This is a genomic window from Streptomyces dioscori, assembly GCF_003024195.1.
Classification (GTDB): Bacteria; Actinomycetota; Actinomycetes; order Streptomycetales; family Streptomycetaceae; genus Streptomyces; species Streptomyces dioscori.
In genome coordinates, this window is the sequence record NZ_KZ679038.1 from 344,584 (window position 1) to 358,695 (window position 14,112).

A 14,112-nucleotide genomic window follows, 5' to 3' on the forward strand; every position below is an offset into this window, starting at 1 on the left:
GTCGCCCGCCGAACTTCGGTGTTCGAATTCCCTGCCGTTATCTTTCCGGGATCGTTCCCCATCGAAAGCGAGCACCATCATGTCCGTGACGGATGAGTACCTGAGCAACAACGCCGCCCACGCGGTTTCCTTCGACGGACCACTCCCCCTGCCGCCGTCCCGTCACCTTGCGGTCGTGGCCTGCATGGACGCGCGCCTGAACATCTACGAGATTCTCGGTCTCACCAAGGGCGAGGCCCATGTGATCCGTAACGCCGGGGGCGCGGTGACCGACGACGCCATCCGCTCCCTGACGATCAGCCAGCGCCTTCTGGGAACGCGCGAAATCATCCTCATCCACCACACCGATTGCGGCATGCTGACGTTCACCGACGACGAATTCAAGCAGCAGATCGAAAAGGAAACAGAAATTCGACCGGCCTGGGCCGCGGAAGCCTTCTCCGATCTGGAGGACGATGTGCGGCAGTCCATCCGCCGCATCAAGGTGAACCCCTTCGTTCCCTACACCGACGCCGTACGGGGATTCGTCTTCGACGTCGCCACCGGCCGGCTCCACGAGGTCCCCGCCCACCCGGGCGAAGCCGGCTGAGGAACCCCTTTCGCGGGCCGAGGCCACTACACCCCGTACGCGCCCCCGGGCGTGGGCGGCCGCCTCGGCCCGCCGTACACGCGACGTGCCGTCGCAGGGCCGGTGCATAGGATCGCCCGCATGACGCTGCGACCCGTCCTGGTGAACATCAAGGCCGTCGACGACTCGGCGGTCGGCCGGTTCTGGGCGGAGGCGCTCGGCTGGCGTGTCACGAGCGGAGGATCCGGCGCGACCGCCGCCCACCCTGCCGGCTTCGACTGGCTGGACCCGAGCAGCGGCGTCTGCGTCGACGTCATCGCCGTCCCGGAAGCCGGGCCGACGACGAAGAACCGTGTGCATCTCGATCTCGCCACGACCTCCGAGGCCCATCAGGCGGAGTTGGTGGCACGCCTCAGGGCCCTCGGTGCGACGCCCGCCGACGTGGGTCAGGGCGATGTGCCGTGGACGGTCCTCGCCGACCCGGAGGGCAACGAGTTCTGCGTGCTGGAGCCCCGGGAGATCTACCGGGACACCGGGCCGATCGCCGCGGTGGTGGTCGACTGCGCGGATCCGCGTGCCATGGCCCGGTTCTGGGGCGAGGCGATCGACTGGACACTGCACGCCGTGAGCGACGACCAGGCGGTGTGGCGCTCCACCGACGGTGTCGGTCCGTATCTTGAGTTCCTCCGCTCGCCCGACGTGAAGACCGTGCCGGACCGCGTCCATCTCGACCTGGTGCCGGGCGCGGGTGACGACAAGGCGGCGGAGGTGGCCCGGCTGCGGACCCTGGGCGCCACCGACCTCGACGTCGGCCAGGGGGACGTCCCGTGGACGTGCCTGACCGACCCGGAGGGCCATGAGTTCTGCGTCCTCTCACGCACGTGAAGCGGCAGGTGCTCAGCTGCTCCTGACCGATGCCGCTGAGGGGTGGGCCTCCTCCAGCGCCCGGCGCCAGAGCCCCGTGATGTGGGTCCTCAACTGCTCCGTGTCGACGCGTTCGGGGTCGACCAGCCGTTGCATGCCGATCCCGCGGAGCTGCGCGATGATGGCGGTCGCGGTCTCGTCCGGTGCCACGTCGGGGCGCATCGTGCCGTCGGCGATCCCGGCGGCGAGATCCTCGTACAGGTCCGCATGGAACGCCTCGTTCCGCTGACGGAAGAGCGAAGTCAGTTCCTCCGCCGTCGCGGCCTCGGTCCAGAGTTTGAGGAAGACCCTGTTCAGCACACCCATGCGGCCGAGTTCGCCGATGTAGCCGTCGATCAGGCGCAGGAGGCGGTCCAAGCCGGGTGGCAGGCCGTCCAGTCCTGGCACGAATCCGGCCTGGGCCGAGCGGGCCAGGCGCTCGACGAGAGCCTGCTTCGAGCCGAAGTAGTGCGTCACGAGCCCGCGGCTGTAACCGGCGCGCTCTCCCACGCCCGCCAGTGTCAGCGCGTGTACGCCCTGTTCGTCGACCAACTCGGCGGCGGCCGTGAGCAGAGCGGTCTCGGCTTCTGCACGGCGCTGCTTCTGTGTGCGGCGGGCGGTGGTCATGGGACGGACTCTACAAGAAACTTGTCATACGACCAACAAGTGAATAAGAATGCGCTGTCGGCGGCGCCTGCCCCGAAGGCATGCCGTAGACCGGAACGGGAGGCATCGGACGATGCGAACCCCTCGTCGCGCACCGCGATCGGACGCGCTGGAGAACCGCGCCCGCATCATCGAGGCCGCACAGGCCGCCTTCACCGGCGACCCCTCGGCGAGCCTCCAGGCGATCGCGAAAGCGGCCTGCGTGGGCCAGGGAACGATGTACCGGCACTTCCCCGACCGCGAGGCCCTGCTGCTGGCCGTCTACCGCGACGAGCTGGAAGCACTCGTGGCCGCCGCTCCGCTCCTGCTGCACGAGTACGGGCCGCTGGAAGCCCTGCGCCGCTGGTTCGAGCGCCTCGCCGCCGACGGCCGCGTCGCAGGCGGGGCGTCCCTGGCCGTGGATGCCGCCACCCGAATCGGCCGGCCTCATCCACCGATCGTCGCCGCCCTGGACCTGCTGCTCCGTGCGGGCAAGGAGGCGGGGCAGGTACGACCGGACGCCGAGGCGGAGGAAGTCCTGTCGCTGGGGTCCTGCCTCTGGCGGACGGACGGCTGGAGTACGGACGGCACGACCCCGTGCCCGGAACGCGGTACGCGGATGCTCAGCGTCATCATCGAAGGTCTGCGCGCCGAGGCACGGCACTGACGGTCGCGGCTCGTTCGCACCGACGTTCGCGGCTCGTTCTACGAAGTGACGCGGTCGGAGGAGGGCCAGAGGTAGGGCAGGTCGTCGGGGACGTCCGGGAACAACGGGGTGTAGACCTCGGGCGCCTTGCGCACCAGCGCCGACCGGTGGCTGCGGTGGAAGTCGGGGTCGCCCAGCCAGGGCGGCAGCTCCCCGTCGTCGGCGAGGTCCTCCTGGACACGGACCACGGCCCCCGGGCGGGCCAGGCCGAAGTCGGTGACGAGCGTGCCGGCACAGGTGTCGGCACGTCCCTCCGCCACCCACATGGCACACACGTCCAGGCCGTACCGGACCAGGGCCTCCTCGTAACCGATCCACATACGTACCGCGGGATGGTGCCGCCATCCGTAGCCGGGCACGGTCAGACCACGCAGCACCTGAAGGGCCTCGACCCGCTGTTTGCCCAGGCGCGCCTGGTCCAGGACCGCGGCGGACCGCGTGAAGTCGGCGTACGGAAGAAAGGTCTGCACACAGCATGCCTACCGCGGCGGGGCCGTTCCTATACGGGCCCCACGTGGGCCCCGTACGGGCCATCCGGGTGCGGCCGCCCGCGCGGCTGGAGGCACCCGCGTGGAGACACCTGTCGGCGCGTCCGCATCCGTCCGCGTGCCGCCGCTGGAAGATCGGTTGTGGAACGTGCGTACGCGGGTACGCGGAGTCGGGGTGCCGACGACGGCCACGTCGGCGGATTCCACGCGACACGCCGGACGTCGTGCGCCGAACGCCCTACGCCGTACGCCTGATGCCGGAGGCCGCACGCAGCCGGTCCCACGTCGCATGCCGAACAAGGAGAGTGCCCATGGCCGCTACTCGCGGAGAACCGGATGTCCTGGTGGTCGGCGGAGGTCTCGCCGGGCTTGCCTGCGCCCGCGACCTGGTGGATGTCGGTCTCGACGTCAAGGTCCTGGAGGCGTCCGACGAGGTCGGCGGGCGCATGCGCTCCGACCGCCACGAGGGCTTCGTCGTCGACCGCGGCTTCCAGGTCTTCAACACCGCCTATCCGCAGGTCCGCCGACGGCTGCGGCTGCGTGAACTGCGGCTGAGGCCCTTCACCCCCGGCGTCCTCGTGCACACCGAGGACGGGCCGCTGCGCTTCAGCGACCCGACCCGCAGGGCGCGCACCGCTCACATGCCCCCGATGACAAGCAGTCTGCGCGACCTGCGTCCCGGCCGTCTGGCGGGTACCCGCGATCTCGTCGCGCTGGGCGCCCTGTCGGCCCGGGACATGCTCGCGCCGGCACGGCTGCTGAAACATGAACGCGGCGAGGACCGCACCACCCGGACCGCGCTCGCGTCGGCGGGGTTCTCCGAGGAGTTCGTCGAGCGTTTCTTCCGGCCCTTCCTCTCCGGCGTCTTCCTGGAGGACGAGCTGGAGACCTCGGCGCGCGTCTTCCACCTCGTCTGGCGCAGCATGCTGCGCGGCACGCTGTGTCTGCCGGGCGAGGGCATCGGAGCGGTCCCGCGCGCGCTCGCCGCCGCGCTCCCCCGGGCGACCGTACGTCTCGGTACCCCGGTCGCCCGGCTCACGGACCACGGAGTCGAACTGGCCACGGGCACCGAACTCCCGGCCCGCGCCGTGGTGGTGGCCACCGGCCCCGGCCCGGCCGCCCGTCTGCTGCCGGGGCTCGACGTGCCCGCCTACCGCGTGGTGACGACGTACTACCACGCCGCGACACGGTCCCCGCTCCCCGAGCCCACCCTCGTCACCGACACCCGCAGACGTTTCCTGAACTCCTGTGTCCTCAGCGAGGTCGCCCCCTCCTATGCGCCCGCGGGCACGTCCCTGATCGCGACCTCGGTGCTCGGCGAGGACACGGAGGGCCGTGAGCGGGAGGTCCGGACCGCCCTCGCCGACGCGTACGGCGCCGACACCGGTGACTGGGACCTGCTGACCGTACGTACCGTGCCCGACGCGCTGCCCGTCATGGCGCCGCCGCAGCCCCTCAGCCGGACCGCCCGCTTCGCCCCCGGCCGGTACGTGTGCGGGGATCACCGGGCCACCGGATCGGTACAGGGCGCGCTGGCCTCGGGCAGCCGGGCGGCCCGGGAGGTGGCCCGGGACCTCGGCAGATAGCCGCGTCGCCGCGTCGCGGGCACCCCTCGCCCGGCCGTCCCTGCCGTCGCCGTCGCCGTCACCGTCCCCACAGTCCCCGCCGTCGCCGTTCAGTCGGTTTCAGCCTGTGCTGTCCAGGAGTTCCTGGAGCACCGACTCGGGGTCGCGGAGCACGGAGACGAGCAGGGCCTTGTCGTACGCGGAGTCGCCCAGCAGGGAGCGGGCCGTCGACTCGTACTGGTCCCGTACCGGTCCGAGCTCCGGAGTACCCCGCTGCGGATGGCCGACGGCGGCCCAGTAGTTCTCGCCGGCCCCGTACGCGGCGACCGCGGGCCCGCCGGCGCCCTGCGCGGCGAGCGCAGAGGCCAGCAGGTCCAGACCGAGGGCGATACCGAAGGAGTCGCCGATGCGCCGCTTGCCGTCGAGCATGGCCGCCGCGTGTCCGGCGGCCTCCTCGGCACGGTCCTCGAACAGCGCGAGCAGCGCCAACTGGTACTCGGCGTACGACCGGGTCCACCACTCGCCGCGTACGACACAGTCCCGGCGCAGCTCACCGGCCTCGCGGCGGGCCTCCTCACGCAGTCCCTCGCCCGTCAGGGCGAAGACACGGACCAGCCGGCACAGCACGATGCCCACGGAGGCGAAGGGCCCGCCTGCCACGCTCCTCAGGGCCGTGTCGACGACGAACCGCGCGGCCATCGGCCGGCCCCGCAGCAGATGGACAAGACCCTGCAGATAGGCGGCGTGCAGCGCGCCTTCGGTCTCCTCCTGGGCCGCGGCCTGTCGCTGGCACGCCAGGGCGAGCCGCTGCGCCGCGTCGTGCTCACCGCTCAGCACCCGGGCGACGCCCAGGGACCACAGGGCCCGGGTGCGCACCGCGCCCGGCTCCTCCGTCAGTGCCAGGGCCTCCTCCAGATAGCCCGTGGCCTCCCGCAGGTGCCCGCAGCAGCTCCAGAAGAAGCCCAGCAGCCCGGCCAGTTCGAGCGCCTGCTGCGGCCGGATGGTGAGCAGGTGGTCGAGCGCGGCGCACAGGTCGGAGTGGGCCGCGGAGATCCAGCGGTACGCGTCGATCTGCGTCGGGCCCAGCCAGTCGGCGTGGGCCCGCCGGGAGCGGCGCAGGAAGTACGCGGCGTGGCGCCGGGCCAGGACTTCGGTCTCGTCGAGTTCCCCGAGCCACATACGGCCGTACTCGCGCAGGGTGTCGAGCATCCGGAAGCGGCCGTCCACGCGGGCCACGACGGACTTGCGCTCCAGGCCCGCGAGCGCCCGTTCGACGTCCGGGGCGCGCAGGGCCTCGTCGGCGCACACCGCGCGCACCGCGTCGGCGTCCACGGCGTCCCGGAACACCGAGAACCGGGCCCACAGCAGACGTTCGGCGGGCTCGCACAGCTCGTGGCTCCAGCCGATCGCGGTGCGCAGCGTCCGCTGCCGGAAGTGGACGCGACCCGCGCGGACCGAGTTCTGAGCGGACAGGTCCAGGCGTGCGCGCAGGAGTTCTTCGACCTCGTCGAGCGTGTGGTGGGCCAGCTGCCCCGCCGCCAGCTCCAGCGCGAGCGGGATCCCTTCGAGCCTCCGGCACAGACGGGCGGCCGTCAGGACGTCCTCCGGGCCCATCGGTCCTGTTCCCGCCGCGGCCGCACGACGGCAGAAGAGTTCCACGGCGTCGGAGGCCGGTGGCAGCGGTTCCACGACGAGGCGGTGCTCGCCGTTCATCCCCAGCGGCTCCCGGCTGGTCGCCAGCACGGTCACTCCCGGGCAGTCGTCGAGGAGACGGGTGAGCAGGTCGCGGCAGGCCGCCGAGAGGTGCTCGCACGAGTCCAGCACCAGCAGGACGTCCTTGCCCGCCAGCCATGCGCACAGCGCGTCAAGCGGTTCGGCCGTCGCGTGGTCGGCGAAGTCGAGGGCGTCGGCGACCGTGGCGAGCAGGAGGCGCGCGTTCGTCAGCGGCCACAGGTCGGCCCAGGCGACGCCTCTCGTGCCGGTACGCATCACCTGCTGCGCCGCGTGCAGGGCGAGGCGGCTCTTGCCGACGCCGCCCACGCCGGTGAGGACGACCAGGCGGTGCCGGTCCAGTGCGTCGGCGACGTACGCCAGTTCCCGGCGTCGTCCGACGAGTTCGTCAGGAGGCTCAGGCAGGTTCCTCAGCACGGTGACCGTCTCTCGTGTGCGTAGCGCGTGCGCGTGGCTTGTGTGGTTGGGGTGGGGTGCTGCGTGTAGGGGTCTGGTTGCAGGTGCGGGTCCGGTGGGGGCTTGTCGCGCAGTTCCCCGCGCCCCTGAGGGGGTGGGCGGCGGGGCGTCTGTTTGCGGCTGCGGCCCGGTGGGGGCTTGTCGCGCAGTTCCTCGCGCCCCTGAGGGAGGTGGGCGGGGGCTTCTTCTTGTGGCTGTGTGCGTCATGTGTCTGCCGCGCGGGATGCGCCAGGTTCGGCGTCGGCACGGCATCTCTGATCGGCCTCCTCAGTCGGTCGCGGTCACGGTCGCGGCCGGCGCCGGTGTCATGGCCCATCGGACGGCCGATGTCATGGCCGAGCCGAGCGGCCGTACGCACAGGTTCTCGGCCATCGCCAGCCGTGGCAGCCCGAGTTCCGTGGTGGCCCAGGCGGGCAGCAGGGACACGGCGTTCGCGGCCAGCACCCCGTAAGGGAGCCGGGCGAGCAGCGGCACTGGCGGATTCAGCAGCAGGAAGCGTGCGGCATCACGTGCCTGTGCGGTCGCCCGTAGTTCCGGGCGGTACGCGTCGAGCCGTTCGGCCAGCTCCGCCCGGTCGCGCGGCGGATCGACGACGCCCAGCGCGGCGGCGACGCGCGCCATGTCCGCGACGTACCCGTCGCACTCCGCGGCCGTCAGCGGGCGCCGCCCGTAGCGCTGGTGGGCGCGCAGAAAGCTGTCGGCCTCCGCGACATGGACCCAGCCCAGCAGTTGCGGGTCGCTCGCCCGGTAGGCCATGCCCTCGGCGGTCACCCCGGAGACCCGTTCGTGGACCGAGCGCACCTGCGCACAGGCCTGCTCGGCACTCTCGGCGGTGCCGTACGTCGTGGTCGCCAGGAACGTACTGGTGCGCTGGAGCCTGCCCCACGGGTCACCGCGGAAGCCGGAGTGGGCGGCCACCGCGGCCATGGCGAGCGGGTGGAGCGACTGCAGGAGCAGGGCGGAGAGGCCCCCGATGAACATCGACGCGTCCCCGTGGACCCGGCGGACAGGGCGGTCGGGCCCGAACCAGCGCGGGCCCGGCGTGTCGTGGATGCGGGCACGGTTGCGGGGGCCCTCCGGCCCTGCCACCCGGGCGAAGAGCACGCTGCCCAGGCGTGCCCGCAGTCCGTCGACGCGTGATGGTCTGTTCGGTTTCATCGGTGCCGTGTTCTCCTGTCGAGCGCTCTCCCCACCCTTGATTCCGGTCTGCGGAGGCGTTCGGACGCACCGAGCCGCGAAATCCGCGCGGGCGGCGCGCCGGGGCGTGGGCCGGGCGACGGCCCGAGCCGGGAGGCGCGGCACCCCGGAAGGTCGAGTGGTCCGGGAGGCCCGCCGGTCCGGGAGACCGAGTGGTGGGGGGGGTGCATGCCGTCCCGGTAGCGTGCCGACATGCGCGAGTCACTGCCCGAGCCGTCCCCGCCCGTCACCGCCCGCAGAGCCCGTGAGCTGGGGATCCGTGTCGGTGACCTGCCCACGGGAGCGCACAACGCCCTGACCGACGTGCCGGGGGTCCGCGTCGGACACACCACGCTGGTCCGGCCGCCGCGTGTGCACAGCGGTGTCACCGCGATCGTGCCGGACGGGGTGGGCCCCGGCAGCCCGCTGCCCGCCGGGGTGTTCGCGGGCAACGGCTACGGCAAGCTGCTCGGCACCACGCAGCTCGCCGAACTCGGCGCGCTGGAGACACCGGTGCTGCTCACCTCGACGCTGTCCGCCTTCAGGGTCGCGGACGCCCTGGTCGGCTGGGTCCTGGAGCGGCCCGAGGGAGCCGCCGCGCGGAGCCTGAACCCGGTCGTGGGCGAGTGCAACGACGGGCTCCTGTCGGACATCCGCTCGCGTCCGGTCCGCGAGGAACACGTCCGGGCCGCGCTCGACACCGCGTGCGGCGGGCCGGTCGCCGAGGGCAGCGTCGGCGCGGGCACCGGGATGACCGCGCTGGGGTTCAAGGCGGGCATCGGCACCTCGTCACGACGCGTACCGCTGGCCGGCCGGGAGGTGACGCTCGGCGTGCTCGTCCAGGCCAACTTCGGCGGCACGCTGCGGGTGGCGGGCCGTGCGGTCACGCCCGCCGACGTCGGCGTACCGATCACGGACCCGGACTCCACCGCGGGCGCCGCGCCCGAGGCCGGTTCCTGCATGGTCGTGGTCGCCACGGACGCGCCGCTGGACGCCCGCCAGCTGACCCGTCTGGCCCGGCGCGCGGTCTACGGACTCGCCAGGGTCGGCGCCGCGTACAGACACGGCAGCGGCGACTACGGCCTCGCCTTCGGCACGCGTCCTCTGGGCACGCCCGCCGGGCCCGCCGTGGTGCCCGACGACCGGCTGGACCCCCTCTTCGTCGCCGTGCTCGACGCCGTCGAGGAGGCCGTCCTCAACTCGCTGCTCACCGCCACCACGACCACGGGGCCGTACGGCCACACCCGCCACCCCCTGCCCGCGGCGCCACTCCTCGCCCTGCTGGGCCGAGGCGACCCGGGCGCCACGGGAGGTCTCGGCTGTACGCGTTCTCCCTGAACCCGGTCGCGGACCTTCGTGCCGGCCGGCTGCCCGGACGGGGCTTGCGACCGGGCAGCCCGGACGGGGCCTTTCAGGCCCGGTCGAGGGCCACGGGACCCTGGGGCCCCGAGTCGGGTCCGGCCACGCGCGGGTCCGCGGGGCGGGGGGCGTAGATCGGGGCGTCCGCCTGGTAGAAGAGATCGATGTCGGCCTCCTCGCCACCGACGATCAGCGTGTCCCACGCACCGCTCTCCTGGAGCGTCCGCAAGGTCGACGGCGCGAGCGTGGCGAGGTGTTCGCGCAGTTCCTCGTCGGAGGGCATGCCGGGAAGGCGGGTCTCCAGCCGGTCGCGTATCGCGCGCATGCGCTCAAGCAGCGCGTCCAGGTCGGGCCGCTCCGCCTTGGCCTCGGCCTCGGCCTCGGACCCAGCGGCTTCGGACACATTGGCCTGCGCCATGGCGGCGACCGGCGACTCGGCCTGCTCCATGCTGCGGGCGATGATGTCCTTGATCGCGCGGGTGGCGCCCTGTTCGTCCGTGGTGACCATGGCGTTCCACGCGCGGCTCTTGTGCCGGTACTGCAGCATCGACATCGCGGCCTCGTGCCGGATGAAGTCGGCGTCGCGCAGCGGCCGGCCCTGCCAGGTGCGGCTGAGCGAGCGGGCCAGGGAGACGGCGGAGGCGAGGCCGCTGTTGAGACCGCGCCCCGGCCAGAAGTGGATGGCGTTGGCGGCGTCGCCCAGCAGGAAGCCGTACGTTCCCGGGGTCGTCGCGGTGGAGCGGGTGAGCTGGGCCGTGAACCTGGGGCGCTGCACCATGTCCAGCCGGAACGAGGTGATGGCGCTGAGGTCGTCCTCGGCCACGCCGAACAGTTTGAGGCCCTCCCGGATCCGCTTCCACAGGTGCGAACCGCGCAGCAGGGCGGGCAGGAAGAGGGTGCCGTGGGTGGGACAGACGAACTCGTTGTCCTCGTGGCGGGCCATGACGCAGGGGCGGGCGGCGATGCACTCCTCGAAGACCTGGCGGACGGGATCGATGCCGATCACGGCCTTGGTCTCCTCGCGGGTGAGCCTCATGTTCAGGAAGCCCTCGCCGCGCAGCGAGTTGAGCAGGAACCTGTTCTGCGACACGGTCAGCAGGACGCTCATCTGGTCCGTGAGCGGCGACTTGACGCGCAGTCCCAGCACCACGTCCTGGAGGTGCTCGCCGTCGAGGGAGTAGATCGACGCGTCGGCCGCGCCGAAGCGGTCTGCGTAGTGCTCGCGGGTGCGGGACCGTCCGCCGTCGCAGATCGCCAGGACATGGTCGTTGGCGACGCGGTGCTCGTGCTCCGAGGGGTCGAAGCGCTTGGGCACGAGCCGGATCGCCGACTTGCTGTTGGCCAGCTCCAGCAGCTTGTCCTCGACGTAGGCGATCCGGATGTTGCGGGGAGGCCGGCCTTCGACGGAGTCGGGACCGACGGGCCACATCTCGGAGAAGTTCCGCCCCTCGTCGAACAGCGCGGACTGCATCTCCTCGGTCAGCGCGAGGTACTGCCGGCTCTGGATGGTGACGACCTGCTGGCGGCGGACGTTGCCCAGCGTCTCGTCCTTCCAGGTCACGGTCGTACCGTTCTTGACCCAGCGTCCCTCGTAGACGGTGATGAACACCCGTCCCTGCAGGGCGTTTTCGAGCATGAGGGCGAACGCGAGGCCGACCGGGCCGCCGCCTGCGATCGTGACGCGGAGCGCGCTGGGGTTCGCCAGGGCCGTGGGGCGCGGCACGTCGAGCTGGGAGAGGTCCATGACCGTCTCCAGTGCCTCCTGCGTCTCGAACAGGAAGGTCTCGTCGCCGATCCGGATGACGTCACCCGGGGCCAGCGGGTGCCTGGTGATACGCCGTTCGTTGACGTAGGTGCCGTTCCTGCTGTTGCGGTCGTGCAGGACGAACGTATCGTCCTCCACGACGATCTCGGCGTGCAGCCGGGAAGCGCTGGTGCTGACAATGATCACATCGTTGTCGCTCTTGCGACCGAACCGCAGGGCAGCGGTGCCCAGCACCACGCTCTGACCGCTGAAGGGACCCGTGCGTCCCACGATGACCGACGACACTCAAACTCCTAGCAGACATGCCCCGGTGCCGGGCGGGACCGCACCGGGCGGCCGGTCCGGCACGAGGGCCAACTGGACCTTCACAGGCAGGGAACCCGGGTGCGGTCGGGCCGCCCCGGGCCGGTCAGTGGGCGGCGGTGCGCCGAGGGTGCACGGCCGCCGCCCGGACCGTCACTCGCATGTCAGCGTGAACGGCACCGTGTCGGAGATGTTCTGCTGCGACGACTTGATCTCCACGCCCATCGCACTCGCCAGCGTCCCCTCCTGCGCGTACGTCGTCACACGGATCGTCTCCTGGTGGGTGCGGGGCCCGCCTTCCGAGAAGGTCAGTGCCCGCCACGTCTTGTCGACCACCGACCCTTCCGCCGAGACCCATCGGTAGGTGAACCGCACGGGCAGCTCCTTCACTTCGAAGGTGGCCGTGAAGGCGGGGGCCTCCCCCTGCGGCGGCGGGCAGGCTCCCGTGTACGTGGTGTTCGTCCCCGTGACCGCCACCGTCACCGGTGGCTGCCCCGCGGCGCCCGAGCCGTCGTCGCCGGCGTCCGCGGAGGGGGAACCGTTTTGGGCCTGCTGTGCGGAGGAACTCGTCTCCGCACCGGGGTTCTTGCCGTCCGCCCGGTCCTCGTCGTCACGCGTCAGGGCGTAGCCCAGCCCGCCCAGGAGCAGGGCGGACACGGTAGCCAGCGCCACCAGCAGGTAGCCCTTGCGCTTGCTCCGCGGCTGGGCCGCGGCGGGCGTCTCCGCGGTGACCGGGCTGCTGGCCGTCGGGAGGGAGTACGCCGGCTGGGTCTGTGGCGGTGTGTGCGAGGCGGCCGGCTGGGCGGGCCCGAAGGTTCCGGTGGGGGCGGTGGGGCCGGTGACCCCGGTGGTGCTCGTCGCCGTCGCGTCGAAGGGCGAGGCCTGCGGTGTGCCGTGCGGCTGCCCGGCGGGCGCGTCGACGACGGTCTCCGACGAGTTGCCCGCGGCGGCCGCCGGGTGCGCCGGGTGCGCCGGAGGGGGTACGTCGCCGGTCTGCACGTTGCCGGTCGCCGCCGAGGTGGCTTCGGTGGCCGCGGTCTGCGCTGCCGCGGCGTGCGTCACCGCGGTCTGGGCTGCGGCGGCTTCCGTAGCTGCGGTCCGTGTTGCCGCGGCTTGCGCCGCCGCGCTCTGCGCTGCCGCGGCCTGCGTCGCCGCGGTCTGCGTCGCTGTGACGTCCGAGGACGAGACCCGCGTCGCGAGGCGCGGATCCTCGGTGGGCGCGTCGAGGGTGAGGTCAGATGTGACGTCCGAGGTGACGTCCGACGCGGAGGACTGAGCGCCTGCGACGGCCACCGTGGGCGTGGATTCAGTCGTCGTGACGTCGGCGTCGGGTGTGCCGCCCGCCGCGATGAGCCGCAGGTCCCGCGCGGTCTGCTCGGCGGAGGCCCGCTCGGCGGGGTCCTTGCGCAGGAGCCTCTCGATGACCGAGGTCAGAGGGCCGGCCCGGTGCGGGGACGGCGGCTCGTCGTCGACGACGGCGCGCAGGGTGCCCAGGGCACTGTCCTGCCGGAAGGGCGAACGGCCCTGCACGGCGGTGTGGAGCAGGACGCCGAGGGACCACAGGTCCGTGGCGGGTCCGAGGGCGCGGCCCAGGGCCTGTTCCGGCGCGAGGTACTCGGGCGAACCGACGACCTCCCCGGTCATGGTGAGCGCCGTGTCACCGACCACCATGGCGATACCGAAGTCGGTGAGGACCACCCTGTCGTCGTCGGCCAGCAGGACATTGGCCGGTTTCACGTCGCGGTGCAGCACATCGGCGGCGTGCGCGGCACGCAGCGCGCTCAGCACCTCGGCGCCGATCCGCGCGGTCTCCTGCGGGGTCAACGCGCCCTGCGTTCTGATCAGTTCCGCGAGCGAGCGGCCGCGGACCAGCTCCATCACGATCCACGGGCGGTCACCGTCGGTGACCACGTCATGGACGGTGATCACATTGGGGGCGGTGATACGCGCCGCGGCCCACGCCTCCCGCTCCAGCCGGGTGTACATGCGCTGGACCTTCTCGGCGGTCTGCCCGGAGGGAGCGCGCACCTCCTTGATGGCGACCTCGCGGCGCAGCACCTCGTCGCGAGCGCGCCACACGGTTCCCATGCCGCCCTCGCCGAGGGTGGACAACAGGCGGTAGCGGTCAGCGATCAGCCGCTCCGGACTCGCGTCCGGAGACACTGCGTCCTCGTGGTGCATCGGGGCCAATCTCCCTTGTCTTGAGGCATGAATGAGCGCCCGGACATGTTCTGTCCGATCGGCACCTCGCACCACCCAGGTGCTCTCAGCTATCAACTACACGCAGGACAGGGGCCGTTCGGTTGCTGCAGTCTAGCCCTGCCGCGGGTCACGTTCGGACAACGCCAGTCGTATCTTGTCCGTATCTGTTCAGTGCGCACCAGTTGACGCTTCGGACAGCGCTTTGAGCAGGTGGTTGCCCCCTGGGCACCCCCACCGGCCGCCGA

11 protein-coding genes are annotated in these 14,112 nt (G+C 72.1%); 5 read left to right on the forward strand and 6 right to left on the reverse strand.

Translation table 11 applies throughout. The features are described from left to right. Positions 1 to 79 precede the first annotated feature (79 nt). Together C6Y14_RS01465 and C6Y14_RS01470 are read left to right on the forward strand one after the other, a co-directional pair. Positions 80 to 589, forward strand: coding sequence for a beta-class carbonic anhydrase (locus C6Y14_RS01465; protein ID WP_107014575.1), 510 nt, complete (start codon positions 80 to 82; stop codon positions 587 to 589). A 120-nt stretch (positions 590 to 709) separates the two neighbouring features. Next, the gene (locus tag C6Y14_RS01470; protein WP_107014576.1) at positions 710 to 1,453 is read left to right on the forward strand and encodes a VOC family protein; all 744 of its coding nucleotides are present in this window, start codon (positions 710 to 712) and stop codon (positions 1,451 to 1,453) included. A 12-nt stretch (positions 1,454 to 1,465) separates the two neighbouring features. On the opposite strand, the gene C6Y14_RS01475 is transcribed toward C6Y14_RS01470, so the two are convergent. Beyond that, positions 1,466 to 2,098: a TetR/AcrR family transcriptional regulator gene (locus tag C6Y14_RS01475; protein ID WP_107014577.1), complete on the reverse strand. Its 633-nt coding sequence runs from the start codon at positions 2,096 to 2,098 to the stop codon at positions 1,466 to 1,468. A 112-nt stretch (positions 2,099 to 2,210) separates the two neighbouring features. Between C6Y14_RS01475 and C6Y14_RS01480 the strand changes: the two genes are divergently transcribed. Then, positions 2,211 to 2,783: a TetR/AcrR family transcriptional regulator gene (locus C6Y14_RS01480; RefSeq protein WP_107014578.1), complete on the forward strand. Its 573-nt coding sequence runs from the start codon at positions 2,211 to 2,213 to the stop codon at positions 2,781 to 2,783. A gap of 38 nt (positions 2,784 to 2,821) precedes the next feature. Here C6Y14_RS01480 and C6Y14_RS01485 read toward each other — a convergent pair whose 3' ends face one another. Then, the gene (locus tag C6Y14_RS01485; protein ID WP_107014579.1) at positions 2,822 to 3,292 is read right to left on the reverse strand and encodes an MSMEG_6728 family protein; all 471 of its coding nucleotides are present in this window, start codon (positions 3,290 to 3,292) and stop codon (positions 2,822 to 2,824) included. A gap of 329 nt (positions 3,293 to 3,621) precedes the next feature. On the opposite strand from C6Y14_RS01485, the gene C6Y14_RS01490 reads away from it, so the two are divergent. Beyond that, a complete protein-coding gene (locus C6Y14_RS01490; RefSeq protein ID WP_107014580.1) occupies positions 3,622 to 4,896 on the forward strand; it encodes an NAD(P)/FAD-dependent oxidoreductase in 1,275 nt (424 codons plus the stop codon). Positions 4,897 to 4,995: 99 nt separating this feature from the next. Here the strand turns inward: C6Y14_RS01490 and C6Y14_RS01495 are convergent, their stop codons facing one another. Further along, complete coding sequence (locus C6Y14_RS01495) at positions 4,996 to 7,023, reverse strand: ATP-binding protein (protein ID WP_225890827.1); 2,028 nt, start codon at positions 7,021 to 7,023, stop codon at positions 4,996 to 4,998. A 306-nt stretch (positions 7,024 to 7,329) separates the two neighbouring features. Then, complete coding sequence (locus C6Y14_RS01500) at positions 7,330 to 8,220, reverse strand: oxygenase MpaB family protein (protein WP_107014581.1); 891 nt, start codon at positions 8,218 to 8,220, stop codon at positions 7,330 to 7,332. A gap of 231 nt (positions 8,221 to 8,451) precedes the next feature. Between C6Y14_RS01500 and C6Y14_RS01505 the strand changes: the two genes are divergently transcribed. Further along, the gene (locus C6Y14_RS01505; protein ID WP_107014582.1) at positions 8,452 to 9,576 is read left to right on the forward strand and encodes a P1 family peptidase; all 1,125 of its coding nucleotides are present in this window, start codon (positions 8,452 to 8,454) and stop codon (positions 9,574 to 9,576) included. Between the two features lie 73 nt (positions 9,577 to 9,649). Here the strand turns inward: C6Y14_RS01505 and C6Y14_RS01510 are convergent, their stop codons facing one another. Further along, positions 9,650 to 11,647: an FHA domain-containing protein gene (locus C6Y14_RS01510; RefSeq protein WP_107014583.1), complete on the reverse strand. Its 1,998-nt coding sequence runs from the start codon at positions 11,645 to 11,647 to the stop codon at positions 9,650 to 9,652. A gap of 171 nt (positions 11,648 to 11,818) precedes the next feature. Next, a complete protein-coding gene (locus C6Y14_RS43870) occupies positions 11,819 to 13,846 on the reverse strand; it encodes a serine/threonine-protein kinase (RefSeq protein WP_159074141.1) in 2,028 nt (675 codons plus the stop codon). Between the last annotated feature and the right edge of the window lie 266 nt (positions 13,847 to 14,112).